The following is a 25,072-nucleotide window of genomic DNA, read 5'->3' on the forward strand; positions in this document are numbered from 1 at the left end:
CGTGTTGGTCGGCTTGCGGCGCCCTCGTGGTCGCCGGGGCCCCGATCAACCGTGGACCACCCGCGGCCGGTCGACCGGTCGCCGACCGACACGCCGCTCGAGCATTGCGAGGACCGTATGGGCTCCGTCATCAAGAAGCGCCGCAAGCGCATGGCCAAGAAGAAGCACCGCAAGCTGCTTCGCAAGACGCGTCACCAGCGTCGCAACAAGAAGTGACGTCGCGCGCGTCCTGACGCGCCGACCCGTCGTCGAGCCCGGCCCCTCCCGAGGGACCGGGCTCGACGCGTCTCCGGGCGCGGCTCGGGCGGGGTCAGAGGCGGGCGATGCGCCGGTCGACGGCGCGGCGCACCGAGCGCAGGACGAGCGCCGCGGCCCAGGCGGCGCCGGCCCAGCTCGCGGTGCGGACGCTGCTGCGGGCGACGCGGCGCCGCCGCCCGCGGAACTCGCGGATGGGCCAGCCGACGTCCTGCGCGTGGCGGCGCAGCCGGGCGTCGGGGTTGATGGGGCACGGGTGCCCCACGGCCTCCATCATCGTGACGTCGTTGAGCGAGTCGCCGTACGCGTACGACGCCTCGAGATCGATGTCCTCGCGCTCGGCGAGCGCCCGCACCCCGGCGGCCTTCGCGCGGCCGTGCATCATGTCGCCGACGAGCCGTCCCGTGTAGAAGCCGTCCGCGTGCTCGGCGACGGTGCCGAGCGCGCCCGTCGTCCCGAGCCGGCGCGCGATGAGCTCGCCGATCTCGACGGGGGTCGCGGAGACGAGCCACACCTGGTGCCCGGCGGCGAGGTGCTCGTCGAGCAGGCGGCGCGTGCCGGGGTAGATGCGCAGCGACAGGACGGTGTCGTAGACCTCCTCGCCGATCGCGGTGACCTCGGCGACGGAGCGCCCGGCGATGAGCGCGAGCGCGCGCGATCGGATGCGGTCGATCTGCTGCTTGTTCTCGCCGAACACGAGGTACCGGGCCTGGTGCACGGCGAAGCGCACGATGTCGAGCGTCGAGAAGAACTCGCGCTGGTACAGGGCACGCGCGAGGTGGAACGACGAGGCGCCGCGGATGATCGTGTTGTCGACGTCGAAGAACGCGGCGGTGCGGTGCGGCGGCCCGGGAGCGCGCGCGGGCGCCTCCTCGGGGAGCGTCGGCCGGGAGGTCGGGTCGGGGCCCGGGCCGGGAGACGTCGCCATGCCTCCACTCTAGGCGGTCGGGCTGCCGGGGCCTCGTACCCTGGGAGGCGTGAGCACCTCCGACGCCCCCGCCCCCGTCCTGCTGTTCGGTCGCGCGGGCTGCCACCTGTGCGACGACGCGCGGACGGTCGTCGAGGCCGTGTGCGCCGACGCGGGCGTCGCGTGGGCGGAGGTCGACCTGGACGCGCCGGGCACGGACCCGGCGCTGCGCGAGCAGTACGGCGAGTACGTGCCGGTCGTCACGGTCGGCGGGGTGCAGCAGGGGTTCTGGCGCGTGGACGCGCGCCGGCTGGCGCGTGCGGTGGCCCGGATTTCGGCGCCGCGCGCGGACCTGGGATGATTCCTCCCGTGGAGCGTGACCGTCGACGAGGACGGTCCCTGGACGACGGAGTGACGGTGGCTGAGCAGGTAGTCGGTGAGGTGACGGCGCCGGGGATCCCGAGCGCGACGGTGGCGCGGCTCCCGTCCTACCTGCGCGCGCTGCGGGACCTCGTGGCGCGGGGCGTCGGGACGACGTCGTCGGTCGAGCTCGCGGAGCTGTCCGGCGTGGGCCCGGCCCAGCTGCGCAAGGACCTGTCGTTCCTCGGCTCGTTCGGCACGCGCGGCGTGGGCTACGACGTCGACTCGCTGGCGCAGTACATCACCGAGGCCCTGGGCCTCGTCGACGAGCACCGCATCGCGATCGTCGGGATCGGCAACCTGGGGCACGCGCTCGCGAACTACTCGGGCTACGAGCAGCGCGGCTTCCACGTGGCGGCGCTCCTCGACGCGTCGCCGGACGTCGTCGGGACGCGGGCCGCGGGCCTCGTCGTCGAGCACGTCGACGCGCTCGAGGAGGTCGTGGAGCGCGAGAAGGTGTCGATCGTCGTCCTCGCGACGCCTGCGGCGCACGCCCAGGCGGTCGCGGACCGCGTGGTCGCGGCGGGGGTGCGCGAGATCCTCAACTTCGCGCCGCGCGCGCTCCAGGTCCCGGCGGACGTCGACGTGCGCGGCGTCGACGTGGGCAGCGAGCTGCAGATCCTCGCGTTCCACTCGCAGGCCCGCGCCCTCGCGGCGTCGCAGGAGCGCTGAGCGGCCCCGGCGCCCGGACCCGGGGACGACGAAGGGCCGCGTGCCGGTGCACGCGGCCCCTCGGGGCGGCACCCCTGCCGGAGGGCGCCGGTCTCGCCCGGGACGTGCCCGGGACGACGGTCAGGCCTGCTTGATGGCCGAGACGTCGAGCGCGATCTTGATCTTGTCGCCGACGAGCACGCCGCCGGTCTCGAGCGCGGCGTTCCAGGTGAGGCCGAACTCCTTGCGCGAGATCTCGGTGGTCGCCTCGAAGCCGGCGCGCGGGTTGCCGAACGGGTCGGTCGCGGTGCCCGCGAACTCCGTCTCGAGCTCGACCGGCTTGGTGACGCCGTTGATCGTCAGGTCGCCGGCCACGACGTAGTCGTCGCCGTCGCCCGTGATGCGCGTCGACGTGAACGTCCACGTCGGCTTGTTCTCCGCGTCCCAGAAGTCGGCGCTGCGCAGGTGGTTGTCGCGGTTCTCGTCGCCCGTGCTCACGGACGCGGCGTCGAGCTGGGCGGTCACGGACGTCGACTCGAGGTCGTCGCCGACGGTGATCGTGCCGTCGGTGATCGCGAGGGTGCCGCGGACCTTCGAGATCCCGGCGTGGCGGACGGTGAACGACGCCTGCGAGTGCGACGCGTCGAGGGCGTAGGTACCGGCGGTGAGGCCGGCGGGCAGCGACGAGGCCATGGGTGCTCCTGCGGGTGGTCGGGGTCCTGGCGGACCAAGTGGTTGAACGTTCAACTTCGGAACGAGCGTATCAACAGCACCCCTCGGTCCGTCTATTCCCGTGGAGTGGAACAATGTTCCGACGCCCCCACGCCCCCAGCCCCTCCCGCACCGCCGAGGACCCATGACCCGCAACGACGTCGACACCCCGACGGCGAGCACCGTCCGCACCCCCGCAGTCCCCGCCGTCGAGCCGCGCTGGCTCGACGCGGAGCAGCAGCGCCTGTGGCGCGCGTACCTCGACGGGACCGTGCGCTTCATCGAGGCGCTCGGCCGGGACCACGAGGAACGGTCCGAGGTGTCGCTCAACGAGTACGAGCTGCTCGTGCGCCTCTCCGAGAGCCCCGACCACACCCTGCGCATGTCGGCGCTCGCGGACGGGCTCGCCCGCTCGCGCAGCCGCGTGACGCACACCGTCGCGCGCATGGAGGCGCGCGGCCTGGTCCGGCGCTCCGCGAGCTCGGGCGACCGCCGCGGCGTGAACTGCGCGATGACGAGCGAGGGCTACCGCGTGCTCGTCGCGTCGGCGCCCGCCCACGTCGCGGCCGTGCGCCGGTACCTGGTCGACGTGCTCACGCCGGAGCAGTTCCGGGCGCTGGGCGAGGCGATGGCGGCCGTCGCGGAGGCGTGCAAGGCCGACCGCGACGCCTGACCACCCGTCCCGGCCCGTCGCGCCGACCCGCGGTGGCGTGCGCTCGCCCCGAGTGCGGGACACTGGTGGGCATGGTCTCCACCATCGTCCACCTCCTGCGCCACGGCGAGGTCCACAACCCCGACGGCGTCCTCTACGGCCGGATCCCCGGCTACCACCTCTCCGAGCGCGGCCACGAGATGGCCCGCCGCGTCGCCGCGCACCTCGCGGGCGAGCCCGGGCCCGACGGCACGTCGCGCCCCCGCGCCGACCTCACGGTCGTCGTGGCCTCGCCGCTGCAGCGCGCGCAGGAGACCGCGACGCCTGCCGCCGAGGCGTTCGGGCTCGAGCTGGGCACGGACGAGCGGCTCATCGAGGCCGCGAACCACTTCGAGGGCAAGACCTTCGGCGTCGGGGACGGCTCGCTGCGGCACCCGCAGCACTGGCCCTACCTGTGGAACCCGTTCCGCCCCTCGTGGGGCGAGCCGTACGTGGAGCAGGTCGCGCGCATGCGGGCCGCCGTCGCCGACGCGCGGGACAAGGCGGCCGGGCACGAGGCGCTGCTCGTCAGCCACCAGCTCCCGGTGTGGCTCACGCGCCTGAGCTTCGAGAACCGCCGGCTCTGGCACGACCCGCGCAAGCGCGAGTGCTCGCTCGCGTCGCTCACGTCGCTGCACTTCGAGGACGACCGCCTGGTCGGCCTGCACTACACCGAGCCGGTCGCGGACCTCCTCCCGGGCGCGGCGACCGTCTCCGGGGCGTGACGTCGGTCATGTCCAGCGCTGTCGCCACGGCCGTCGCGCCCGAACTGCACGGTTCGGGCGTGGCGGAGGTCACGTCTCTCAGGTCCCGTTCAGGAAGCGCGGGCAGGGTGCGTCCCGTGATGCCGTCGTGACCGCCGACTCGCGCGCGCGTGCCGCGCGCCCCCTCTCCGTCGAGGCGCGGGCCGCTGCCCTGCCGTCGCGTCGGCGACCCGTGCGCCGCGCGCTGGCGGGCGCCGTCGTGCTCGCCGCGACCCTCGGTCTCGCGGCGTGCGCCCAGGACTCCGGCGCCACGACCGACGTCGTGGGGCAGGGCTTCGTCTCGGGCGACGGGTCGGTCCGCACGTGGGACGCGGACGAGCGCGGCGACGTCGTCGCGCTCACGGGCACGGACTACGAGGGCGAGCAGGTCGACACGAGCGCGTGGCTCGGGGACGTCGTCGTGCTCAACACCTGGTACGCGGCGTGCGCACCCTGCCGTGCCGAGGCGCCCGACCTCGTGGCGCTCGCCAACGACCGCGCCGACGACGGCGTGCAGGTGCTGGGGATCAACACGACCGACGAGGCGGGCGCCGCTCAGGCGTTCCAGCGTCGGTTCGACGTCCCCTACCCGTCGATCGACGACCGGTCCGGCGAGGTCGTCGCGGCGCTCTCGGGCACCGTCCCGCTCCAGGCCGTGCCGTCCACCGTCGTGCTCGACCGCGAGGGCCGCGTCGCGGCGCGCGTCATCGGGCTCGTCGAGGGGTCGACGCTCACCGCCCTGGTCGACGACGTCCTCGCCGAGAGCTGACCGTGCCCGTCCTCACGCCCCTCGCCGCCGCGGTCCCCGCGGGCGCCGCGTCGAGCATCGGCGACACCTTCGCGACGACCGTGTGGAGCGGCTCGATGCTGCTCGCGGTGCCCGTCGCGGTCATCGCGGGCCTCGTCTCGTTCGCGTCGCCGTGCGTGCTGCCGCTCGTGCCGGGGTACGTCGGCTACGTCTCGGGCATGGCCGCCGCCACCACCGGCGACGGGGGCACGGCGTCCGGGGGCACGACGACGGCCACCCGGGTCGCGGCACCGAGCCGGGGCCGCGTGCTCGCGGGGGTCGGGCTGTTCGTCGCCGGGTTCACGCTCGTGTTCGTGGCGCTCATGTTCGCGGCGGGCGCGATCGGCGTGCACCTGGTCCGCTGGGAGGACGTCATCACGCGCGTGCTCGGCGTGGTCGTCATCCTCATGGGCTTCGCGTTCCTCGGCGCGCTGCCCTTCCTCCAGCGCGAGCGGCGCCTGCACGTGAGCCCGCAGGCCGGGCTGTGGGGGGCGCCGCTGCTCGGCATCGTGTTCGGGCTGGGGTGGACCCCGTGCCTCGGCCCGACGCTCGTCGCCGTCCAGGCGCTGTCGCTCAGCGAGGCGTCGGCGGGGCGCGGCGCGATCCTCGGCGTCGCGTACTGCCTCGGGCTGGGCGTGCCCTTCCTCCTCATCGCGCTGGGGCTGCAGAGCTCGCAGCGCATGCTCGGGTTCCTGCGCCGGCACCGTCTCGCGATCATGCGGATCGGCGGCGGGCTGCTGGTGCTCATCGGTCTGGCGCTGGTCACGGGCCTGTGGACGACGTGGACGACGTCGCTGCAGGGCTGGATCGGCGGATACGTGACGGTGGTGTGAGATGAGCCGGCGGACCGGGGAGCCCGGGAACAGCGAGCAGGCCGAGCAGGTCGAGAAGGCCGAGAAGGCCGGCACGACCGTGCGGACGGGCTACCGCCCCGAGGGCATCGACGACGCGTTCTCCGCGGGCGACGGCCCGGGGGAGCGGACGCCGTCGGGCGGGAAGGGCGGCGCGGGGGGCGACGGCGGCCCGGCGCTCCCGTCGCTCGGGTGGCGCGGTGCGCTGCGCTGGACGTGGCGCCAGCTCACGAGCATGCGCGTCGCGCTCATGCTCCTCATGCTGCTCGCGGTCGCGGCGGTGCCCGGGTCGGTCCTGCCGCAGCGCCCGCAGGACCCGGCGGCGGTGCTGCGCTACCTCCAGGAGAACCCCACGACGGGGGAGTGGCTCGACCGGCTCGGCTTCTTCGACGTCTACGCGTCGGTGTGGTTCTCGGCGATCTACATCCTGCTGTTCGTGTCGCTCGTCGGGTGCATCCTGCCGCGCACCAAGGCGCACCTCCAGGCGCTGCGCTCCCGCCCGCCCCGCACGCCCCGCCGCTTCGACCGGTTCCCCGCGCAGGGCCGCGCTGTCACGGACGCGACGCCCGACGAGGTCGTCGAGGCGGCGAGCACGCACCTGCGCGGCCGTCTGTCCTGGCTCCCGACCTTCCGCGTCGACACCGGCGCCGAGGACGCGACGCCCGCCCGCGGGCGCGCCGCCGCCCGGCCCGCCGCGCGGACGGTGTCCGCGGAGCGCGGGTACCTGCGCGAGACCGGGAACCTGCTGTTCCACCTGTCCCTCGTCGGGCTGCTCGTCGCGGTCGCGACCGGCCAGCTCCTGCACTACCGCGGCCAGGCCATCGTCACCGAGGGCCGCGGCTTCGCGAACGCGGTCGTCGACTACGACACGTTCGAGAACGGCGCCTGGTTCCGCCCGTCGTCGCTCGTCCCGTTCTCCATGACGCTCGACGCGTTCGAGTCGGAGTTCGCGGCCGACGCCGCCGCGTTCGCCCAGTCGCGCGACTTCACGGCGTTCGTCACGGTGCGCGACCCCGACGGCGCCCGCCACGAGGAGACCATCAAGGTCAACCACCCGCTCACCGCGGGCGGCGCGAAGATCTACCTCCAGGGCAACGGGTTCGCGCCCGAGGTGACGGTGCGCGACGCCGACGGCGAGACCGCGTTCTCGGGCCGCGTGCCGTTCCTGCCGGAGGACACGATGTACACGTCGCGCGGCGTCATCAAGGTGCCCGACGTGTCGGACGGCCTCGACCAGATCGGCCTCGTCGGGTACTTCCTGCCGACTGCCGAGATCAGCGAGGACGGCGAGACGGCGGCCTCGATCTACCCGCAGCCCATCAACCCGCTCCTCGTGCTCGAGGTGTACCGGGGCGACCTGGGCCTCGACGAGGGCCTGCCCCAGAACGTCTACCGCCTCGACACCGACGACCTCACGCCGTCGGTCGACGAAGACGGCGAGCGGGTGAAGATCCTCGTCGCGCCCGGCGAGACCGTCGACCTCCCCGACGGGCTCGGCACCATCACGTTCGACTCCCTGCCGCGCTACGTGGCCCTCGACCTGCGGCACGACCCGTCGCTCACGTGGGTGCTCGTCTTCTCGCTCGGCGCCCTGCTGGGCCTCGCCGTCTCCCTGTTCACGCCCCGCCGCCGCGTCTGGGTGCGCGCGTGGCGCGAGGAGGTGCCCGGCACGGGCGACGACGACGCCCCGCGCGAGCGGACCGTCGTCGCCGTCGCGGGGCTCGCCCGGGGCGACGACGCCGGGCTGCAGGGCGAGGTCGACTCGCTTCTCGCCGCGCTCCCGGGCGTGGCACCATCGGACGAGGGCGACCTCACCTCGTCGCCGGGGCGTGCCCCGGCGGACGGCACCTGCCCCACCGGGCGTCCCGCACAGGACCCGACCTCGCGCGACCGCGCACGAAAGGCTGACCGATGACCCTCGCCGAGCTGAGCCAGGACCTCGTCTGGGCCGCAGCGACCGCGCTGACCGTCGCGCTCGTCGCGTTCGCGATCGACCTCGCGCGCCTCGCGGGCCGCGCGGACCTCGAACGGGCCGACGCCCGGGCCGGCGCGCGCGAGCGCTCCGGGGACCGCGCCGAGGTGCTCACCGCTGCGGGCGCCTCGTCGGCCTCTCCGTACGGGCCCGGCACGACGGACGCCGCCGACGCGGACCCGTCGGACGCCGCGCCGCCGTCGCGCAAGGCCGCGAACATCGGCGTCTCGCTGACGTGGCTCGGTACCGCGCTGCTGCTCGTCGCGATCGTCACGCGCGGGGTCGCGGCCGGGCGCACCCCCTGGGCCAACATGTACGAGTTCACGCTCGTGGGCACGTTCGTCGCGCTCGCGGCGTTCCTCGCCGTCTCCCTCAAGCGCGACGTGCGCTTCCTGGGCTCGTTCGTCACGGGGCTGTCGGTCCTGTTCCTCGTGCTCGCCCAGAACGCGTTCTTCGTCGTCGCGACGGGCGTGCAGCCGGCGCTCCAGTCCTACTGGCTCGTCATCCACGTCGGGGTCGCGATCATCGCGACGGGCATCTTCACCGTCGCGTTCGTCACCTCGGTGCTCCAGCTCCTGCGCGACTCGCGCGACTCGGGCAACGCGTTCCTCGGGGCCCGCGGGTGGCGCTGGCTCGACTCGACGCCAGGCGCTCTCCAGCTCGAGGCCCTGAGCTTCCGGCTCAACGCGGTGGCGTTCGTGCTGTGGACGTTCACGATCATCGGCGGGGCGATCTGGGCCGAGCACGCGTGGGGCCGCTACTGGGGCTGGGACCCCAAGGAGGTCTGGAGCTTCGTCGTCTGGATCGTCTACGCGGCGTACCTGCACGCGCGCACGACCCGCGGGTGGTCCGGCCGCCGCGCGGCGTACTTCGTGATCGTCGGCTACGCGTGCGTGCTCTTCAACTTCACCGGCGTCAACCTGCTGTTCAACGGCAAGCACTCGTACTCGGGCCTCAACCCGGGCGACTGACCGACCGCTGCGCAGCACGACGGCGCAGCACGACGAAGGGGGCCGCCGTCCGATCCGGACGGTGGCCCCCTTCGTCATGCCGCGGGCTGGGTGGGGCGAGACTCGTGGTGCTGCGGGCTGGGCGGTGCGAGCGTCGTGGTGTCGCGGACGGCGGTGCGAGCCTCGTCGTCGCGGGAGCCTCGGGTCGCGCCAGGCGCCTCAGCGCGTCGCGTCGTCGCCGTCCTCCGAGGGGTTGCTCGCGCCGGGGCGGCGCGCGTCGCCGTCGTCGGTGCGCTCGTCCCCGGGCGTCGCGTCCGTGGCCGGAGCGTCGTCGGCGGGCGCCGGGGAGTCGTCGCGCGCCTGGCGGCGCTGCTGCTGCTCGAGCCGCCAGAGGAACTCGGGGTCGTCGTCGGGCGCGACGGGCGCGTTGCGCCGACGCCGCGCGCCTCCGGCGGCCGAGCCGGGGCCGGGGCGGCCGGCGGGGCGGGAGCGCGCACCGGACCGCGACGCCGAGCGCTTGACGAGGATCCACGCGATGGGACCGAGGAACGGCAGGAGGATGATGAGCACGACCCACAGCCCCCTGGGGATGCCGCCGCGCTCGTCCTCGTCGCTCGAGGCGAGGTCGACGAGCGCGTAGACGGCGAGACCGACGGCGAGCAGCGGGAGCAGGACGCGGAGCATGGCTCCAGCCTACGGGCCGTACCCTGGAGTCGTGCCTGTCGTCGTCTACTCCGTCCTGCGTCTGCTCCTCTTCGCGGTGGCGCTCGGCGCCCTCTGGTTCGCCGGCCTGCGCGGCTGGCTGCTCGTGCTCGTCGCGGCCGCCGTCGCGCTCATGCTGTCGTACCTGACGCTGAGCAAGCCCCGCGAGGCGGCCTCGCGCTACCTCGCCGCCCGGGCCGAGCACCGCGCCCGCACGGGCGAGCGGTTCTCCCGGGAGATCGAGGACGACGCGGCGGCCGAGGACGCGGCCGTCGACGGCGCCGCGGCTGCCGCCGGGTCCGCGGACCCCGCCGCGGCGGACGGGACGTCCCGCCCCGAGGCAGAGGCCGAGGCCGACGCGACCGGCCGCCCGGGAGCCTCCCCCGCACGCTGACCGGGGACACCGGAGCCGGTCCGGGCCGATCCCGCCCGCCCCGAGCCCGCCCGCCTCGAGCCCGCCCGCCCAGAGCGGGCCGCGCTCAGAGCGCCAGCCCGGCCCCCAGCAGGACGCCGTAGCCGAGCTCGAACAGGCCGGTGCCCGCGAGCACCGGGACGAGCAGCGGTCCGCGCGCACCCGCGACCACCGGGACGGTGAGGAGCGCGGCGGGCAGCAGGAGCACGAGCGTGCCGAGCGCCCACGGCGACGCGAACGCGCACACCACCGCCAGCAGGAGCGGCACCCAGATCATCGCGACGTAGGCGCGACGCGCCCGGAAGTCGCCGAGCCGCACCGCGAGCGTGCGCTTGCCCGCGACGACGTCGGTCGGGATGTCGCGGATGTTGTTGACCATGAGGATCGCGCACGCGAGCAGCCCGACGGCGACCGCGCCGACCGCGGACGGCCACGTGACGACCCCGGCCTGCGTGTACGTGGTGCCGAGCGTCGCGACGAGGCCGAAGAACACGAACACCCCGACCTCGCCGAGGCCGCGGTAGCCGTAGGGGTTGCGCCCGCCCGTGTAGTACCAGGCGGCGAGGATCGCGACGGCGCCGACCGCCAGGAGCCACCAGTGACCCGTGACCGCGCACAGGACGAGGCCCAGCACGCCCGCGACACCGAACGCGGCGAACGCCGCGGCGCGCACCTGCCCGGGCCGCGCGAGCCCGGACGCGGTGAGCCGCAGCGGGCCGACGCGGTCGAGGTCGGTGCCGCGCACGCCGTCCGAGTAGTCGTTGGCGTAGTTCACGCCGACCTGGAGCGCGAGTGCGACCCCGAGGGCGAGCAGCGCGGGCCAGAACGCGAACCCGTCCACCTGGGCCGCGGCGCCGGAGCCCACGATGACGGGCGTCGCGGCGGCAGGGAGGGTGCGCGGGCGTGCGCCCGCGACCCACTGGGTGGTGCTGGCCATGGTGCTCCGTCTCGGTCGTGCGTCTCGGGTCGTGCGGCTCGGTCGTGCCCGGGGTGGTCCGGCCGGCTCAGCCGGGCGGGGTGCGCCCGTGCTCGACGGCGATCCGGGCCACCGCGGCGCGGTCCACCTTGCCGGGCCCGCGCCGGGGGAGGTCCGGGACGACGAGCACGCGGCGGGGTGCGGCCGCCCGCTCCAGCCTATCCGCGACGCGGCCCCGCACGGCGGCGACGAGCTCGGGCGGGGCGCTCGTCACGCCCCCGGCGCCCGCCGTGCCCGCCGTGCTCACGGTGCCCGACGCGGCACCGTCGTCGCGCTGCGCGCCCGCCAGCGTGACGACCGCGACGACCTCCTGGCCCCACTCGGGGTGCGGCACCCCGACGACGCACGCCTCCCCGACGCCCGTGACCTCGCCGACCACGGCCTCGACCGCGGCCGGGGCGACGTTCACGCCGCCCGTGACGATCACGTCGTCCGCGCGGCCGAGGACGACGAGCACCGGCGCGTCCGCGGGGCCGTCGAGCCGCCCGAGGTCGCTCGTGCGGAACCAGCGCGTGCCGTCGTCGTCGGTGCGGAACGCGGCCGCGGTCGCGTCCGGCTCCCCGAGGTAGCCGTGCGCGAGGAACGGGCCGGAGAGCTCGACGACGCCCGCCCCCTCGCCCTCGGTGTCACCGGCCGGGACCAGCCGGACGCGCGCGCCCGGGAGGAGGACGCCGTCGTACACGCAGCCGCCGCACGTCTCCGTCATGCCGTACGTGGTGACGACGCGCGCCCCCGCGGACCGTGCGCGGCGCAGCAGCGCGGGCGGCGTCGCGGCGCCGCCGAGGAGCACGGCGTCGAGCGAGCGGAGCGCGTCGAGTCCCGCGGTGCCGTCGGCGGACCCGGCGTCGGCCGCCTCGACGAGGCGGTGGAGCTGGGTCGGGACGAGCGAGACGTACCGCCGCTCGCCGCGCGGGGCGCGCGCGACGAGCGCCGCGAACCCGCCGGGGGTGAAGGGCTCGCCCGCGGGCGCGACCGTGAGGCCCCGCCCCGCGGCGTGGGCCCGCGCGACGACCTGCACCCCCGCGACGTGCGTCGGGGGCAGCGTGAGGAGCCAGTGTCCCGGGCCGCCCAGCCGCTCGTGCGTCGCGGCGCCCGACGCGCGCAGGGCGTCGGCGCCGAGCAGCACCTCCCGGGGCGCGCCCGTCGAGCCCGACGTGCGCAGCACGAGCGCGGTGCCCGCGGGGACGTCGCCCGCGGCCGGTCCGGAGCCCGGGGGCGGGGGAGCAGCGGGACGGGCGCGACGGGCGGGCCGTCACCGTCGAGCGCGGCCCCGACCGCCGCGACGAGGGCGTCCAGATCGGCGGGGACGACGGCGCGGTTCACCGGATCAGCCTAGGTCGGGTCGTACGGTGGCCGAGGACACAGGTCCGTCGTGGTGCCGGCACGGGCAGGGGCCCCGGGCCGTCGGGAGGTCGAGGGTGACGAGGACGGGACGAGGAGTCCGGGGGAGCGCGCTCGCCGCGGTCGTGGCGGCGGCGGTGGTCGCGCTCGCCGGGTGCGCGGGCGAGCCGACGGCGCCGAGCACCACGACGGTCGAGCCCGACGCGTCGGGCACCAAGGGGGTGCCCCCGACGCCGGACGTCCCCCTCGTGTGGCCGCTCACGGGCGTCGCGGCCGACGAGGTCGCGGACCGGCCGGCGCTCGCGGTGAAGATCGAGAACGCGCCCCAGGCGCGCCCGCAGACCGGGCTCGAGCAGGCGGACGTCGTGTGGGAGGAGGTCGTCGAGGGCGGCATCACGCGCTTCGTCGCCGTCTACCACTCGCAGGTGCCCGAGAGCGTGGGCCCCGTCCGCTCGGTGCGGCCCATGGACCCGGCGATCGTCGCGCCGCTGCACGGCGTCCTCGCGTACACCGGCGGGCAGCAGCCGTTCATCGACGCCGTGGGTGCCGCGGGCGTCCAGTCGGTCGTCATGGACGAGGGCGACGACGGCTTCACGACCACGCGCGCGCGGCGCGCCCCGCACAACGTGTACGGCAGCCCCGACGCGTTCTGGGCCCAGGCCGACGACGACCGCACGTCCCCGCCGCCCGCGCAGCTCGTGTTCGCGCGCGAGCCCGGGACGGCGACCGCGACGGTCGCGGGCGCCGCGGCGACCCGGCTCGACGTGCGCCTCACGCACGCGAGCCGCGCGGTGTGGGAGTGGGACGGCGGCGAGGGCCGCTACGTGCGCAGCGAGGGCGACCGCCCGGCCGTCTCCGCGGACGAGGTGCGGCTGTCGGCGACGAACGTCGTGCTGCTCGCCGCGACGATGGTGGACACGCCGTTCAAGGATCCGGCAGGCGTGCCCGTCCCCGAGACGCAGCTCGTCGGGACGGGCGAGGGCGTCGTCGCGAGCGGCGGCAAGCAGGTCGCGGTGACGTGGTCCAAGGAGGGCGTCGAGGCCCCGCTCGTGCTCAGCGGCGCCGACGGCGCACCCGTCGAGCTCGAGCCGGGCGCGTCCTGGATCGAGCTCGTGCCCACGGGGTCCGGGAGCTGGACGGTGGGCTGACCCTCCGCCGTCGGGCGGACGACGTCCTCCCCACGGCGTACGTCCGCTCCGCCCCGAGGGGGACCGTCCGCCGCGCAGGTCGAGCCGCGGGGCCGACGCGCGGCAGGGGTCCCGGGCGGCACCGTGGAGTCATGGCAACCGTCGTCCCGCACCCCGTCCACCCGTCCCAGCCCCGCACCCCGTCGGAGGGCACCCCGCAGCGCCCGGCCCCGACGTCGCTCCCGCCGTCGTACGCGCCGCGCACGTCGCGCGACGACGAGCCGGGCGCCGCCCGCTCGGCCGTCCCGGTCGTCGTCTCTGTCGGGCTCCTGTTCGGCCTCGCCGTCGCGGCGGCGTTCGTCGGCCGCGGCCTCCTCGAGATGCTGACGAGCCTCGTCGGCGGCTCCTGAGCCGCGGCCTTCAGAACGCGTAGCCGAAGCGTCCCCAGTCCGGGTCGCGCCGCTCGAGGAACGCGTCGCGCCCCTCGACGGCCTCGTCCGTCATGTACGCCAGCCGCGTCGCCTCGCCCGCGAAGACCTGCTGCCCCATGAGCCCGTCGTCCGCGAGGTTGAACGCGAACTTCAGCATCCGGATCGCCTGCGGCGACTTCGTCGCGATCACGCGCGCGTACTCGATCGCGAGCGCCTCCAGGTCCGCGTGGTCCGCGACCTCGTTGACCGCGCCCCACTCGTACGCGTCCTGCGCGGAGTACTCCCGCGCGAGGAAGAAGATCTCCCGCGCGCGCTTCTGGCCCACCTGCCGTGCGAGGTACGCCGAGCCGTAGCCCCCGTCGAACGACCCGACGTTCGCGTCGGTCTGCTTGAACCGCGCGTGCTCGCGGCTCGCGATCGACAGGTCCGCGACGACGTGCAGCGAGTGCCCGCCGCCCGCGGCCCAGCCGTTGACGACCGCGACCACGACCTTCGGCATCGTCCGGATGAGGCGCTGCACCTCGAGGATGTGCAGGCGCCCCGCGCGGCCCGGGTCGACGGCGTCGCGCGTGTGCACGTCCCCGCCGCCGTCGGGCGCGGTCGTGTACTGGTAGCCGGAGCGCCCGCGGATGCGCTGGTCGCCGCCCGAGCAGAACGCCCACCCGCCGTCCTTGGGCGAGGGCCCGTTGCCGGTGAGGAGCACGGTCCCGACGTCGGACGTCATGCGCGCGTGGTCGAGGACGCGGTACAGCTCGTCCACGGTGTGGGGCCGGAACGCGTTGCGCACCTCGGGCCGGTCGAACGCGACGCGGACCACGGGCAGGTCCCGCACGACGGCGCCGTCGGCGTCGCGCTCGACGCCGCGGTGGTAGGTGAGGTCGGTGAGCGCCTCGAAGCCGTCGACCTCGCGCCAGGCGCGGGGGTCGAACGTCTCGGAGACCTGGCGGGGGAGCGCGTGCTCCCGGCGCGCGGGGGCGCGGCTCGCGTCGTCGGGCACGGCGGGGGTGGGGTCGGTGCTGCTCACGCCCGCCACGGTAGCCGGTGCGCGAGCGGGCGGCGTGCGCGCGCCGGGGCGAGGCCGAGCACGAGGCCCGCCCCGACGACGAGCGTCCCGACGACCGACCGCGCGGTCGGCTCCTCGAACCCGAGCACGACCGACGCGACGAGCGCCGCCACGGGCAGCAGGCCCGCGAACAGCCCGGCGCGCGCGGGCCCGATCGTCGCGAGCCCGGAGTACCAGAGGAGGAACGCGACGGCCGTGACGACGACCGCGAGGTACGTGAGCGCGGCGAGCTCGGCGCCGTCGGGCACCGCGAGGAACGGGCTCCCCGACACCTGCTGCCGCACGAGCCCGAGCACGGCGAGCTGCGGCACGGCGAGGACGCACGCGTAGGCGGACACGCGCAGCGCGCCGAGCGTCGGCAGGAGGGGGACGGCGAGGAGCGAGAAGCACACCTCGCACGCGAGCGCGCCGAGCGCGAGCGCGACGCCGACGGGGTCGCCCGCGCCGCCGCCCTCGACGACCACGACCCCGGCGGTCACCACGACGGCGGCCGCGAGCGTGCGCACCCCGAGCCGTCGGGCCCGTAGCGCCCCCGCGGCCGCGAGGACGACGGGCGAGGCGCCCACGACGGCCCCGACGAGCGACGGGTCGGCGCGGCCCGCGCTCTCGACGACGAGGACGCTGAAGCCGACGAGCCCCGTGGCCGCGAGCGCGGTCAGGCGCCCGAGCGCGCGGGGCGAGGGCAGCACCCAGGGGACCCGGCGCACGGCGAGGACGGCGAGCAGGACGAGCGCGGCGACGGCGTAGCGCGCGGCCTGGCCGCCCAGCACCGGGAACCCGGCGAGGGCGGCGGACGCGACGAACGACGAGCCGACGATCGCCATGCCCGCGGCGCAGCGCAGGTCGCCGGTCCGCAAGCTGCCGGGACGGTCGGGTGCGGGTGTCATGCCTCGACGGTAGGAGCGTCGTGGACCAGGGTGCAGGGCCAGGTCGTGCCTGGTTCACTGGGCCAGATGACGACCCGGCTCGCGCCCGAGGCCCTCCTGCTCGTGCTCGGCCCGCGCCCCGCGCGCGACGTCGGCCGCTGGTTGCAGGACGGCCTGCGCGCGGCCGTCGTCGAGGGGCGGGTCGCGGCGGGCACGGTCCTGCCGTCGGGCCGGGACGCCGCCGTCGCGCTCGGGCTCTCGCGCGGCACGGTGACGACGGCGGTCGACGTGCTCGTGGGCGAGGGGCTGCTCGTGTCCCGGCCGCGGTCGGGCGTCGTCGTCGCGGCGCTCCCCGCGGCGCCGTCCCTCCGAGGGGCACCGCCCGCGCGGGGCCCGGGGGCCGGGAGCACCGGGTACGGCACGGCGGGCCCCCGGCCCGTGAGCGTCGGGACCCCGGACCCGGCGCTGTTCCCCCGGGCGGCGTGGGCGCGCGCGGTCCGCGACGGCGTCCGCGGGCTCGCGGACGCCGACCTCGGCTACCCGGACCCCCAGGGCCTGCCCGCGCTGCGCGAGGCGCTCGCGGAGCACCTGCGACGCAGCCGCGGCGCGCACGTGACCGCGCGCGACGTCGTCGTGGTGAGCGGCGTCGCCCAGGCGCTCGCGCTGCTCGCGCGGCTGCTCGCCGCGGGCCGGGTGGCGCCCGGGCCGGGGCCACGGCCAGGGACAGGGACAGGGACAGGGACAGGGCCCGTCACGGTCGCCGTCGAGGACCCGTCGTCGCGGGGCGCGCTCGAGCTCCTGCGCGACGCGGGGACCCGGCCCGCGGGCGTGCCCGTCGACGCCGACGGGCTGCGGACCGACCTGCTCCCCGAGGACGCGCGCGCCGCGCTCGTGACGCCCGCGCACCAGTTCCCGCTCGGCGTCGTGCTCGCCCCGGCGCGCCGTCGTGCGCTGCTCGCGTGGGCCGCCGCGGGGGACCGCCTCGTGCTCGAGGACGACTACGACGCCGAGCTGCGCTACGACCGTCGGCCCGTGGCATCGGTGCAGCCCCTGGACCCCGAGCGGGTCGTGCTCCTCGGCTCCGTCTCCAAGCTCCTGTCGCCCGCGCTGCGGCTCGGCTGGGTCGTCGCGCCGCCGCGCGTCGTCGGGCCGCTCGTCGAGGCCAAGCGTCACGCCGACCTCGGTACGTCCGTCCCGGAGCAGGCGGCGCTCGCGGCGCTCCTCGGCTCCGGCGCGTACCAGCGGCACCTGCGCCGGGCCCGGGTCGTCTACCAGCGGCGGCGCCGCGCGCTGCTCGCCGCGCTCGGCGAGGCCCTGCCCGGCGTCACGGTCGGGGGCGTCGCGGCGGGTCTCCACCTCGTCGTCCCGCTCCCCGGCCCGGCGGCCGAGGACGCGGCGGTCGACGGGCTGCGCGCGGCCGGCGTCCCCGTGGAGCCCCTGAGCGGGACGGGCGTCGAGCGCGTCGAGCCGACCGAGCACGGCGTGGTCGTCGGCACGGCGCGCGTGCGCGAGCCCGACGTCGCGCGGGTCGTCGACGCGCTGCGGGCGGCGGGCGCGGGACGCCCGCCGGCCTGACGAGCGCGCGGCCGGTGCCCTACGGTGTGCGGGTGGGGACGACGCCGACCGAGACCGCCGACCGACGACCCGCACCGCGGCGCCAGGCGCGCGGTGTCGCGCGCCGGGACGCGATCGTCCGCGCCGCCGCGGACCTCATCCTCCAGGACGGCCCCGCGGCGGTGACCCACCGCGCCGTCGCGACGCGCGCCGACGTCCCGCTCGCCGCCACCACCTACTACTTCACCGGCCTCGACGACCTCATGGGGGCGGCCGGCGAGCTCATCGTCACCGGGTGGGCGGAGCACGCGCACGGCGCCGCCGAGCGCGCGGCACAGGGCGGGGACCGGGCTCGGGAGGACGCGCGCGTCCTCGTGGACGCCGTCCTGCCGCCCGGCGGGGAGAGCGAGCTGCGGGGCTTCTACGAGCACCTCGTCGGCGCCGGCCGCTACCCGGCGCTCGCCCGGGCCTACGGGATGGGTCGGCAGGGTCTGGACGACGCCGTCGCGCAGCTCCTCGCCGTGCGGGGCCTCGGCCACGTCGCGGCGTCGCTCCTCGTCGCGGTCGTCGACGGCGCCGCCGTGAGCGCGCTGAGCGAGGGACGTGACGTGCGGGCGCTCGCGGTCCGCCTCGTCGGCGAGCTCGTGGCACCCGGACCGCGCTGAGGACGGGCGCCGCCGCCGGGTAGCCTCCCGGCCCATGACCCGACGCCCGTCCACCGCCCGACCCGCCCTGCGCGACCGCCTCGTCCCCGAGACCACGCGGACCCTCGTCTCGACCGTCGTCGCGCTCGTGACCGGCCCGGTCGTCGTGCTCCTCGCGGAGGGCCCGCTCGGCCTCGACGACCGGACGGTCCCCGTGGCGGCGGGCCTCCTCGTGTGGGTCGTGCTCGCCGGGCTCTCCTGCACGCTGACGTGCGTCGCGTTCGCCGGGCGCCGCGGCCCCGAGCTCGAGCGGGCCCTGCTGCGAGCGCACCCCGACGGGCGCGGCCGCGTCCGCACGCTGCTCCTCGGAGGAGGGTCGACCGCGTGGTCCGTCCAGTTCGCGGTCATGGCGCTGCTCGTCGGGTTCGCCCTGGCCCAGGGCGTCGCGTGGGCCGCGGCCCCCGCGCTGACCGTGCTCGGCGTCGCGGTCATCGTCGTGTCGTGGGTCGCGGTGCTCGTGTCCCACACCGTGCACTACGCCCGCCGCGACGTCGCGGCCGGCGACGGCCTCGGGTTCGCTTTCCCCGGCGAGGGACCGCGCGCCTACGCCGACTACGTGTACCTCGCGGCGGGCGTGAGCACGACCTTCTCGACCGCCGACGTCACGGTGCTCGACTCCGTCACGCGCCGGATGGTCACGACCCACGCCGTCGTCGCGTTCGCGTTCAACGCCGTGATCGTCGCCCTCGTCGTCGTGGTGCTCGTCAACGCGTGAGGGCCGCGCGCTGCGGCCGTGCCCGCGTCGGTGCCGCGGGCCGACGACGACGCGTGGCATAGCCTGGGCGCGTGCCCGACTCCCGCGCCGTCGTCTACCGCACCCGACTCACCACCCGGTTCCGCGGGCTCGACGCGCGCGACGGCGTCCTCCTGCGCGGAGACGCCGGCTGGGGCGAGTTCTCGCCCTTCTGGGACTACGACGACGCCGAGTCCGCCTCCTGGCTGCGCGCCGCGCACGAGGCGGCCGACGACGGCTGGCCCGCCCCCGTCCGCGACCGGGTCCCCGTGAACGTCACCGTCCCCGCGGTCGGGCCCGACCGCGCCCGGGAGCTCGTCGCCGCGTCCGGCGGGTGCCGCACCGCCAAGGTCAAGGTCGCGCAGCGCGGGCCCGACGGCACGCTCGAACCCCTCGACGCCGAGGTCGCGCGCCTCGAGGCCGTGCGCGACGCGCTCGGCCCGGGCGGTCGGGTGCGCGTCGACGCGAACGGCGCCTGGGACCCCGAGGAGGCGCTGCGCCGCCTCCCGCACCTCGACCGCGCGGCGGGCGGCCTCGAGTACGTCGAGCAGCCGTGCCCCGACGTGGCCGGTCTCGCGGCCGTGCGGCGCGGCCAGCGCGGCGACACCGCCGTGCCCGTCGCCGCGGACGAGTCGATCCGGCGCGCCGAGGACCCGCTCGCCGTCGTGCGCGCGGACGCGGCCGACGTCGTGGTGCTCAAGGTGCAGCCGCTCGGCGGCGTGCGCGCGTGCCTCGACCTCGCCGAGCAGGTGCGGCTGCCCGTCGTCGTGTCGTCGGCGCTCGAGTCGTCGGTCGGCATCGCCGCGGGCGTCGCGCTCGCCGCCGCGCTCCCCGCGCTGCCGTACGCGTGCGGCCTCGCGACCGTGAACCTGTTCGCCGCCGACGTCGTGGCCGCGCCGCTCGTGCCCGTCGACGGGGCCCTGCCCGTGGCCCGCCCCGCGCCGAGCGCGGAGGCGCTCGCGGCGACCGCGCCCGACCCGGGCACCGACCGGCGGTGGCGCGCGCGGCTCGACCGCGTCGCCGGCCTCGTGGCCGCCGGGGGCGTGCGATGAGCGCCGCCCCCGACCCGCTGCTCGACGGCCTGGACGCCCAGCCGCCCGCCGTGCGCAGCGCGTTCGCGCTCGTGCACCGCCTCGCGCTCGAGGGCGTCGCGGACGTCGTGCTCGCCCCCGGGTCGCGCAGCGCCCCGCTCGCGTACGCGCTCGCGGCGGCGGCCGAGCTCGGCCACCTCACGCTGCACGTGCGCGTCGACGAGCGCGCGGCCGGGTTCCTCGCCGTCGGGCTCTCGCGCGGCGCGGGGCCGCTCGTGCGCGGCGGCGTCGCGCTGCCCCGGCCCGTCGCGGTCGTCACGACGTCGGGGACGGCCGTCGCGAACCTGCACCCCGCGGTGCTCGAGGCGCACCACACGGGCGTCCCGCTCGTGCTGCTCACCGCCGACCGGCCGCACGAGCTGCGCGGCACGGGCGCGAACCAGACGACCCACCAGGCCGGGATCTTCGGCCCCGCGACGCGGTTCGCCGCGGACGTCCCGGCGCCCGACGGCCGCCCGGGCGAGGTCCGCGACCTCCTCGCCGTCGCGGCGCGCGCGCTCGCCGAGGCCGTGGGCGCACGTTCGGGGCACCCCGGCCCGGTGCACCTCGACCTCGCGTACCGCGAGCCGCTCGTGCCCGTCGGCCTGCCCGGCGCTCCTCCCGACGCCGCGCTCGCCGGGCCCACCGCGCCCGCCGCACCCGACCCGGACCTCCCCGGTGTCCGCCCGGTCGTCGTCGTGCCGGCCGCCTCCGCGGTTGTGCCGACCGCCGTCGCGCCGGGCGACGTCACGGAGCCGCTCGGCACGCCGGTCGCCCCCGTCGCGCTGCCGGTGCCCGGCGAGCGGACGGTCGTCGTCGCGGGCGACGGCGCGGGTCCCGTCGCGCGCGACCTCGCCGAGGCGCGCGGTTGGCCGTTGCTCGCCGAGCCGTCGTCCGGGGCGGCGGGCGGCTCGCGCCTCGTCGTCGCGCACCCGCTCGTGCTCGGGGTGGACGCGCTCGTGGACGACGTGGAGCACGTCGTCGTGCTGGGGCGGCCCACGCTCTCGCGGCCGGTGCAGCGGCTCCTCGGGCGCGGGGACGTCGCGGTGACCGTCGTGGCACCGGGCTCGCGCCCCTGGCCCGACGCCGCGCGCAACGCCTCGACCGTGCTCCCCGTGGTGCCCGCGGGGTGGCTCGAGCCCGCGCCCGCCACGGGCTGGGCCGAGCGCTGGGGGACGGCGTCGGCCGCGGCGGCGGCCGTCGTCGCGGCGGCGACCGACGGGGCCCGGACCGACGGCCCGAGCGTCGCGCGCGCGGTCGCCGCGGCGGGCGGCCCGGACGACCTGCTCGTGATCGGCTCGTCGAGCCCGGTGCGCGACCTGGGCCTCGTGCTCGGCCTCGACGGGCCCGGCCCGCGCGTGCTCGCCAACCGCGGCCTCGCGGGCATCGACGGCACCGTGTCGACGGCGCTCGGCGCGGCCCTCGCGACGGGCCGCGGCCACCGGCGCACCCGCGCGCTGCTCGGCGACCTCACCTTCCTCCACGACGTCGGCGGGCTGCTGCGCGGACCGGACGAGCCGCACGCGGACCTCCAGCTCGTCGTCGTGAACGACGACGGCGGCGCGATCTTCGCGGGGCTCGAGCCCGGGGCGCTGGGGGAGTCGTCCGAGGGCGCGCGCCGCACGTTCGAGCGCGTCTTCGCGACGCCGCACGGCGCGCACCTCGCGCCGCTGTGCGCCGGGTACGGGGTGGACCACCAGCTCGTCCAGGACGTCCCCTCGCTGCGGCACGCGCTCGCGGCGCCGAGCCACGGCGTCCAGGTCCTCGAGGTGCGTGTCGGGCGCGCGGACCGCCGTCGCGACGGCCTGGTCCTGGCGGACGACGTCCGGGCGGCGGTGCGCGCGGCGCTGTCCACGGGCGGCTGAGGGGCGCGAAAAACTCGCAGCAGACTCCCAGGTTCGTTCAAGCGTCGTTCAAGCGCGGCGGTGTGAAGTAGTGGGCAGAAGAAGGAGGCCCACCATGACGAACACCCCGGGCACCGAGCCCACCCCCGTCCCGACGCCCGACGCCACGCAGCCGCTGCCGGCCGCGACCGCGGGCGAGCAGGCACCGGCCCAGCCGTCGGCGCACCCGACCGGCCACCCGACGCAGCCGCTCCCGCCGCACCCCGTGCAGCACCTCACGACGCCGCAGCCCGCCCCGACGGGCCACGCCACCGCACCCGCGGGGCACACGCCCAGCGCTGCGCCGGCGAACCCGTACGCGCGACCCGCGCAGGGCGCGCCCGCCCCCGGCGCGCACACGCCGTCCGGCAGCTTCGGCCCGCCGCCCGCACCGCCGGCCCCGGCCGCCGCCGGGGAGAGCGGCGCCCCGCAGCGCCGCCGCACCTGGGTGCCGGTCGTCAGCGCCGCGGCCGCCGCGGCGCTCCTCGCGAGCGTCGGCACCGCCGGCCTCACCGGCGCGTTCGGCGCCGACCAGGACTCCGCGTCGCTCGCCGACGTCGGCCAGCAGCACGAGACGTCGGCCGCGCCCGTCGCCGACTCGTCGTCGCAGAACCCCGACTGGGAGGCCGTGACCAAGGCCGTCGCGCCGTCGGTCGTGGCGATCCAGGTCCAGACCCCGCAGGGCGGGGCCGAGGGCTCCGGCGTCATCATCGACGACAAGGGCCACGTGGTGACGAACAACCACGTGGTGTCCGGCGCCGAGAACGACACCGTCCAGGTCACGCTCAGCGACGGCCGCCTGTTCGACGCGAAGATCGTCGGGCTCGACCCGGCGACGGACCTCGCCGTCGTGCAGCTCGTCGACGCCCCCGACGACCTCCAGCCCGCGACGCTCGGCGACTCCGACGACGTGACCGTCGGCGAGTCGGTCCTCGCGGTCGGCAACCCGCTCGGCCTCGCGAACACGGCCACGACCGGCATCGTGTCGGCCGTCGACCGCCCGGTGTCCGCGTCCGGCGAGGGCGGCGGCACGTCCGTCGTCACCAACGCGATCCAGATCGACGCCGCGATCAACCCGGGCAACTCCGGCGGCCCGCTGTTCGACGCGCAGGGCCGGGTCATCGGCATCACGTCGTCGATCGCGACGCTGTCGAGCGGCGGTGGCCAGTCCGGCTCGATCGGCCTCGGGTTCGCCATCCCGGTGAACCTCGCCAAGACGATCGGTCAGCAGCTCGTCGACAACGGGACCGCGGAGCACGCGTTCCTCGGCGTGACGCTCGCCGACGCGACCGCGACGGCCGACGGCGTCACGCGCCGCGGCGCCGAGGTCCAGGAGGTGACCGACGGCTCGCCGGCCGCCGACGCGGGCATCCGCTCGGGCGACGTGATCGTCGCCATCGACGGCCACCCGGTCGGCGGGGCGGAGTCGCTCACCGCGTTCGTGCGCGAGCGGGCCGCGGGCGCCGAGTCGAAGCTCACCGTCGTCCGCGACGGCAAGACGCTCGAGCTCGACGTCACTCTCGCGACGCGCCCGGCGGACGACGAGACCACCGGCCAGGGGTCGCAGGACGGCCAGGGGCAGACGCCGGGCCAGGACGGCCAGGGGCAGCTCCCCGGCCAGGGCGACCAGGGCGGCCAGCAGGGCGACCAGGGCCAGCAGGGCGACCCGACCGACCCGGGCAACGTCCCGAACCCGTTCGACTGGTTCTTCGGCGGCCAGGGCTGAGCTGGCGCCGCACCCCGTCCCGCCACCTCCTCTGACCGTGGCGGGACGGTGGGCCGTCGGGGACGTCCCCGCCCCGGCGGCCCACCGCACCGAGCGGCCGGCACGGATCTCCGTGCCGGCCGCTCGTCGTCGTCCTGGGGCGTTGCCGTGCGGTGCCGGTCGTGCGGGACCGGCGCGTCAGGCGCCGAGCGCGTAGCGCATCGGCTCGAGCTTCGCCTCGGACTCGGCGACCTCGGCCGCCGGGTCGGACGCCGCGACGATGCCGCACCCGGCGAAGAGCCGCACCGAGCGCGGGTCGGTGCCCGACAGCTCGGCCGAGCGCAGCGCGATGCCCCACTCGCCGTCGCCGTCGGCGCCCAGCCACCCGACCGGGCCGGCGTACCGTCCGCGGTCCATGCCCTCGATCTCGCGGATGAGGTCGCGCGCGACGACCGTCGGCGTGCCGCACACCGCCGCGGAGGGGTGCAGCGCCGCCGCGAGCGCCAGGCTCGTCGGCCCGGCCGCGGCGCCGCCCGACGTCCCGGGCGCGCTCGCGCCGCGCGCGAGGACGGCCGTCACGTCGGACGCGAGGTGCATGACGTTCGGCAGGTGCAGCACGAACGGGGAGTCGGGGACGTTCATCGACGAGCAGAACGGGGCGAGCGCCTGCGCGACGGACCGGACCGCGTACTCGTGCTCCTCCAGGTCCTTCGACGACCGGGCGAGCTGCGCGGCCCGCAGGAGCGCCTCGTCGTCGGACAGGCCGCCGCGCCGGATCGTGCCGGCGAGCACGCGGGACGTCACGAGGCCCTTCTCGCTGCGGACGAGCAGCTCGGGGGTCGCGCCGACGAGCCCGTCGACCGAGAACGTCCAGCACGCCTCGTAGGCGGAGGCGAGGCGCGCGAGCAGCCAGCGCGGGTCCACGGGCTCGCTCGTGTGGGCGACGACGTCGCGCGCGAGCACCACCTTCTCCAGCGCGCCCGAGCGGATGCGCTCGACGCCCTCCGCGACGACGGCGGCCCAGTCGTCGGCGCCGAGCGCGCCGTCGTGCCACGCCACCTCGCCCGGCGCGCGCACGGGCTCGCGCGGCGTGCGGCGCAGGGCGTCCGTGGGGGAGGAGGACAGGGAGCCGGCGGTGTCGACCGTCGTGAGCCACGCGTGGCCGTCACGTCGCCCGACGACGACGCGCGGCACGACGAGGACCCCGCCGGCCCGCACCGGGTCGTGCGCGTCGTCGCCCGGCGCGGAGTCGTCGAACGCGAACGAGCCGAACGCGACGGGGCCCGTGCCGGGCAGGCCCACCTCGTCGCGCACGACCGCGCGCGCGAGCGTCTCGTGCCACGCGGCCTCGGCGTCGGCGAACCGGCCGGGGCCCCACGTCTCGAGCCGCAGCGCCTCGCCCCAGCCGACGATCCCGTCGCCGCGGCGCACCCACGCGAGGGGCCGCGTGTCCGGCAGGAGGTCGACGAGGGCGTCGAGGCCGCCGGGCAGGTCGGGGATCCGGGTGGTCCTCACGACCAGCGGGTGGGGCTGTGCGGCCGTGGCCGACGGTTCTGCGCTCATCGCC

General features: G+C 76.9%; 26 protein-coding genes. 18 read left to right on the forward strand and 8 right to left on the reverse strand.

Features of this window, described 5'->3' with window-relative positions:
* Window positions 1–117: 117 nt before the first annotated feature.
* The gene (locus BJP59_RS02535) at window positions 118–216 is read left to right on the forward strand and encodes a 30S ribosomal protein bS22 (protein ID WP_003792170.1); all 99 of its coding nucleotides are present in this window, start codon (window positions 118–120) and stop codon (window positions 214–216) included.
* A 94-nt stretch (window positions 217–310) separates the two neighbouring features.
* On the opposite strand, the gene BJP59_RS02540 is transcribed toward BJP59_RS02535, so the two are convergent.
* Entirely contained in the window at window positions 311–1,183 is an 873-nt protein-coding gene (locus tag BJP59_RS02540; protein ID WP_194522128.1) for an HAD family hydrolase, read from the reverse strand.
* Between the two features lie 49 nt (window positions 1,184–1,232).
* On the opposite strand from BJP59_RS02540, the gene BJP59_RS02545 reads away from it, so the two are divergent.
* Window positions 1,233–1,523 carry a glutaredoxin family protein gene (locus BJP59_RS02545; protein WP_228485241.1) on the forward strand — a complete coding sequence of 97 codons (291 nt, stop codon included), beginning with the start codon at window positions 1,233–1,235 and terminating at the stop codon, window positions 1,521–1,523.
* 56 nt (window positions 1,524–1,579) lie between these two features.
* Entirely contained in the window at window positions 1,580–2,254 is a 675-nt protein-coding gene (locus tag BJP59_RS02550) for a redox-sensing transcriptional repressor Rex (RefSeq protein WP_021482510.1), read from the forward strand.
* A 120-nt stretch (window positions 2,255–2,374) separates the two neighbouring features.
* Here the strand turns inward: BJP59_RS02550 and BJP59_RS02555 are convergent, their stop codons facing one another.
* On the reverse strand, window positions 2,375–2,926 hold the full coding sequence (locus tag BJP59_RS02555; protein WP_009862579.1) for a YceI family protein: 552 nt from the start codon (window positions 2,924–2,926) through the stop codon (window positions 2,375–2,377).
* A 163-nt stretch (window positions 2,927–3,089) separates the two neighbouring features.
* On the opposite strand from BJP59_RS02555, the gene BJP59_RS02560 reads away from it, so the two are divergent.
* The 6 genes from BJP59_RS02560 (at window position 3,090) to ccsB (ending at window position 8,959) form a co-directional block, all read left to right on the forward strand.
* Complete coding sequence (locus tag BJP59_RS02560; protein ID WP_171467534.1) at window positions 3,090–3,617, forward strand: MarR family winged helix-turn-helix transcriptional regulator; 528 nt, start codon at window positions 3,090–3,092, stop codon at window positions 3,615–3,617.
* Window positions 3,618–3,688: 71 nt separating this feature from the next.
* On the forward strand, window positions 3,689–4,360 hold the full coding sequence (locus BJP59_RS02565; protein WP_043655743.1) for a histidine phosphatase family protein: 672 nt from the start codon (window positions 3,689–3,691) through the stop codon (window positions 4,358–4,360).
* Between the two features lie 211 nt (window positions 4,361–4,571).
* Entirely contained in the window at window positions 4,572–5,147 is a 576-nt protein-coding gene (locus tag BJP59_RS02570; protein WP_194522899.1) for a TlpA family protein disulfide reductase, read from the forward strand.
* Window positions 5,148–5,203: 56 nt separating this feature from the next.
* Window positions 5,204–5,998, forward strand: coding sequence for a cytochrome c biogenesis CcdA family protein (locus tag BJP59_RS02575; RefSeq protein ID WP_031316924.1), 795 nt, complete (start codon window positions 5,204–5,206; stop codon window positions 5,996–5,998).
* Between the two features lies 1 nt (window position 5,999).
* Complete coding sequence (resB, locus tag BJP59_RS02580) at window positions 6,000–7,931, forward strand: cytochrome c biogenesis protein ResB (protein ID WP_081600074.1); 1,932 nt, start codon at window positions 6,000–6,002, stop codon at window positions 7,929–7,931.
* On the forward strand, window positions 7,928–8,959 hold the full coding sequence (gene ccsB, locus BJP59_RS02585) for a c-type cytochrome biogenesis protein CcsB (protein WP_194522129.1): 1,032 nt from the start codon (window positions 7,928–7,930) through the stop codon (window positions 8,957–8,959). Before resB ends, ccsB begins: the two co-directional genes overlap by 4 nt.
* 198 nt (window positions 8,960–9,157) lie before the next feature.
* Here ccsB and BJP59_RS02590 read toward each other — a convergent pair whose 3' ends face one another.
* Window positions 9,158–9,622 carry a PLD nuclease N-terminal domain-containing protein gene (locus BJP59_RS02590; protein WP_194522130.1) on the reverse strand — a complete coding sequence of 155 codons (465 nt, stop codon included), beginning with the start codon at window positions 9,620–9,622 and terminating at the stop codon, window positions 9,158–9,160.
* A 31-nt stretch (window positions 9,623–9,653) separates the two neighbouring features.
* On the opposite strand from BJP59_RS02590, the gene BJP59_RS02595 reads away from it, so the two are divergent.
* Window positions 9,654–10,034, forward strand: coding sequence for a DUF4229 domain-containing protein (locus tag BJP59_RS02595; RefSeq protein WP_194522131.1), 381 nt, complete (start codon window positions 9,654–9,656; stop codon window positions 10,032–10,034).
* Window positions 10,035–10,119: 85 nt separating this feature from the next.
* Here the strand turns inward: BJP59_RS02595 and BJP59_RS02600 are convergent, their stop codons facing one another.
* Entirely contained in the window at window positions 10,120–10,989 is an 870-nt protein-coding gene (locus tag BJP59_RS02600; RefSeq protein ID WP_194522132.1) for a 1,4-dihydroxy-2-naphthoate polyprenyltransferase, read from the reverse strand.
* A 67-nt stretch (window positions 10,990–11,056) separates the two neighbouring features.
* The gene (locus BJP59_RS02605) at window positions 11,057–12,193 is read right to left on the reverse strand and encodes an AMP-binding protein (protein ID WP_228485242.1); all 1,137 of its coding nucleotides are present in this window, start codon (window positions 12,191–12,193) and stop codon (window positions 11,057–11,059) included.
* A 253-nt stretch (window positions 12,194–12,446) separates the two neighbouring features.
* On the opposite strand from BJP59_RS02605, the gene BJP59_RS02610 reads away from it, so the two are divergent.
* Both BJP59_RS02610 and BJP59_RS02615 read left to right on the forward strand, forming a co-directional pair.
* On the forward strand, window positions 12,447–13,517 hold the full coding sequence (locus tag BJP59_RS02610) for a DUF3048 domain-containing protein (protein WP_194522133.1): 1,071 nt from the start codon (window positions 12,447–12,449) through the stop codon (window positions 13,515–13,517).
* A gap of 131 nt (window positions 13,518–13,648) precedes the next feature.
* Window positions 13,649–13,906, forward strand: coding sequence for a hypothetical protein (locus BJP59_RS02615; RefSeq protein WP_034655574.1), 258 nt, complete (start codon window positions 13,649–13,651; stop codon window positions 13,904–13,906).
* Window positions 13,907–13,916: 10 nt separating this feature from the next.
* Here the strand turns inward: BJP59_RS02615 and BJP59_RS02620 are convergent, their stop codons facing one another.
* Together BJP59_RS02620 and BJP59_RS02625 are read right to left on the reverse strand one after the other, a co-directional pair.
* The gene (locus BJP59_RS02620; protein WP_137281597.1) at window positions 13,917–14,924 is read right to left on the reverse strand and encodes a 1,4-dihydroxy-2-naphthoyl-CoA synthase; all 1,008 of its coding nucleotides are present in this window, start codon (window positions 14,922–14,924) and stop codon (window positions 13,917–13,919) included.
* Between the two features lie 23 nt (window positions 14,925–14,947).
* A complete protein-coding gene (locus tag BJP59_RS02625; RefSeq protein WP_194522134.1) occupies window positions 14,948–15,877 on the reverse strand; it encodes a DMT family transporter in 930 nt (309 codons plus the stop codon).
* 66 nt (window positions 15,878–15,943) lie between these two features.
* Here BJP59_RS02625 and pdxR point away from each other — a divergent pair, with 66 nt between their 5' ends.
* The 6 genes from pdxR to BJP59_RS02655 all read left to right on the forward strand — a co-directional run bounded on the left by pdxR (window position 15,944) and on the right by BJP59_RS02655 (window position 23,526).
* Window positions 15,944–17,431, forward strand: coding sequence for a MocR-like pyridoxine biosynthesis transcription factor PdxR (pdxR, locus tag BJP59_RS02630; RefSeq protein ID WP_194522135.1), 1,488 nt, complete (start codon window positions 15,944–15,946; stop codon window positions 17,429–17,431).
* 32 nt (window positions 17,432–17,463) lie between these two features.
* Window positions 17,464–18,075: a TetR/AcrR family transcriptional regulator gene (locus tag BJP59_RS02635; RefSeq protein WP_085388436.1), complete on the forward strand. Its 612-nt coding sequence runs from the start codon at window positions 17,464–17,466 to the stop codon at window positions 18,073–18,075.
* A gap of 34 nt (window positions 18,076–18,109) precedes the next feature.
* Complete coding sequence (locus BJP59_RS02640; RefSeq protein WP_051028631.1) at window positions 18,110–18,829, forward strand: DUF1345 domain-containing protein; 720 nt, start codon at window positions 18,110–18,112, stop codon at window positions 18,827–18,829.
* 71 nt (window positions 18,830–18,900) lie between these two features.
* On the forward strand, window positions 18,901–19,899 hold the full coding sequence (locus BJP59_RS02645) for an o-succinylbenzoate synthase (RefSeq protein WP_085388435.1): 999 nt from the start codon (window positions 18,901–18,903) through the stop codon (window positions 19,897–19,899).
* Window positions 19,896–21,782, forward strand: coding sequence for a 2-succinyl-5-enolpyruvyl-6-hydroxy-3-cyclohexene-1-carboxylic-acid synthase (gene menD / locus BJP59_RS02650; protein WP_194522136.1), 1,887 nt, complete (start codon window positions 19,896–19,898; stop codon window positions 21,780–21,782). The genes BJP59_RS02645 and menD overlap by 4 nt, the downstream gene beginning before the upstream one ends.
* Before the next feature lie 94 nt (window positions 21,783–21,876).
* On the forward strand, window positions 21,877–23,526 hold the full coding sequence (locus tag BJP59_RS02655; protein ID WP_194522137.1) for a S1C family serine protease: 1,650 nt from the start codon (window positions 21,877–21,879) through the stop codon (window positions 23,524–23,526).
* Between the two features lie 177 nt (window positions 23,527–23,703).
* Here the strand turns inward: BJP59_RS02655 and BJP59_RS02660 are convergent, their stop codons facing one another.
* Window positions 23,704–25,068, reverse strand: coding sequence for an isochorismate synthase (locus BJP59_RS02660; protein ID WP_061269253.1), 1,365 nt, complete (start codon window positions 25,066–25,068; stop codon window positions 23,704–23,706).
* Between the last annotated feature and the right edge of the window lie 4 nt (window positions 25,069–25,072).

Origin of the sequence: Cellulosimicrobium sp. JZ28, assembly GCF_015327065.1 — a bacterium.
Classification (GTDB): Bacteria; Actinomycetota; Actinomycetes; order Actinomycetales; family Cellulomonadaceae; genus Cellulosimicrobium; species Cellulosimicrobium funkei.

Excerpts from the sequence above, each read along its gene's own strand:
- BJP59_RS02535 (WP_003792170.1), top strand. The coding sequence starts at position 118 with ATGGGCTCCGTCATCAAGAAGCGCCGCAAGCGCATGGCCAAGAAGAAG.
- BJP59_RS02540 (WP_194522128.1), bottom strand. The coding sequence starts at position 1,183 with ATGGCGACGTCTCCCGGCCCGGGCCCCGACCCGACCTCCCGGCCGACG.
- BJP59_RS02555 (WP_009862579.1), bottom strand. The coding sequence starts at position 2,926 with ATGGCCTCGTCGCTGCCCGCCGGCCTCACCGCCGGTACCTACGCCCTC.
- BJP59_RS02560 (WP_171467534.1), top strand. The coding sequence starts at position 3,090 with ATGACCCGCAACGACGTCGACACCCCGACGGCGAGCACCGTCCGCACC.
- BJP59_RS02565 (WP_043655743.1), top strand. The coding sequence starts at position 3,689 with ATGGTCTCCACCATCGTCCACCTCCTGCGCCACGGCGAGGTCCACAAC.
- resB (WP_081600074.1), top strand. The coding sequence starts at position 6,000 with ATGAGCCGGCGGACCGGGGAGCCCGGGAACAGCGAGCAGGCCGAGCAG.
- ccsB (WP_194522129.1), top strand. The coding sequence starts at position 7,928 with ATGACCCTCGCCGAGCTGAGCCAGGACCTCGTCTGGGCCGCAGCGACC.
- BJP59_RS02590 (WP_194522130.1), bottom strand. The coding sequence starts at position 9,622 with ATGCTCCGCGTCCTGCTCCCGCTGCTCGCCGTCGGTCTCGCCGTCTAC.
- BJP59_RS02600 (WP_194522132.1), bottom strand. The coding sequence starts at position 10,989 with ATGGCCAGCACCACCCAGTGGGTCGCGGGCGCACGCCCGCGCACCCTC.
- BJP59_RS02615 (WP_034655574.1), top strand. The coding sequence starts at position 13,649 with ATGGCAACCGTCGTCCCGCACCCCGTCCACCCGTCCCAGCCCCGCACC.
- BJP59_RS02625 (WP_194522134.1), bottom strand. The coding sequence starts at position 15,877 with ATGACACCCGCACCCGACCGTCCCGGCAGCTTGCGGACCGGCGACCTG.
- pdxR (WP_194522135.1), top strand. The coding sequence starts at position 15,944 with ATGACGACCCGGCTCGCGCCCGAGGCCCTCCTGCTCGTGCTCGGCCCG.
- BJP59_RS02640 (WP_051028631.1), top strand. The coding sequence starts at position 18,110 with ATGACCCGACGCCCGTCCACCGCCCGACCCGCCCTGCGCGACCGCCTC.
- menD (WP_194522136.1), top strand. The coding sequence starts at position 19,896 with ATGAGCGCCGCCCCCGACCCGCTGCTCGACGGCCTGGACGCCCAGCCG.
- BJP59_RS02655 (WP_194522137.1), top strand. The coding sequence starts at position 21,877 with ATGACGAACACCCCGGGCACCGAGCCCACCCCCGTCCCGACGCCCGAC.
- BJP59_RS02660 (WP_061269253.1), bottom strand. The coding sequence starts at position 25,068 with ATGAGCGCAGAACCGTCGGCCACGGCCGCACAGCCCCACCCGCTGGTC.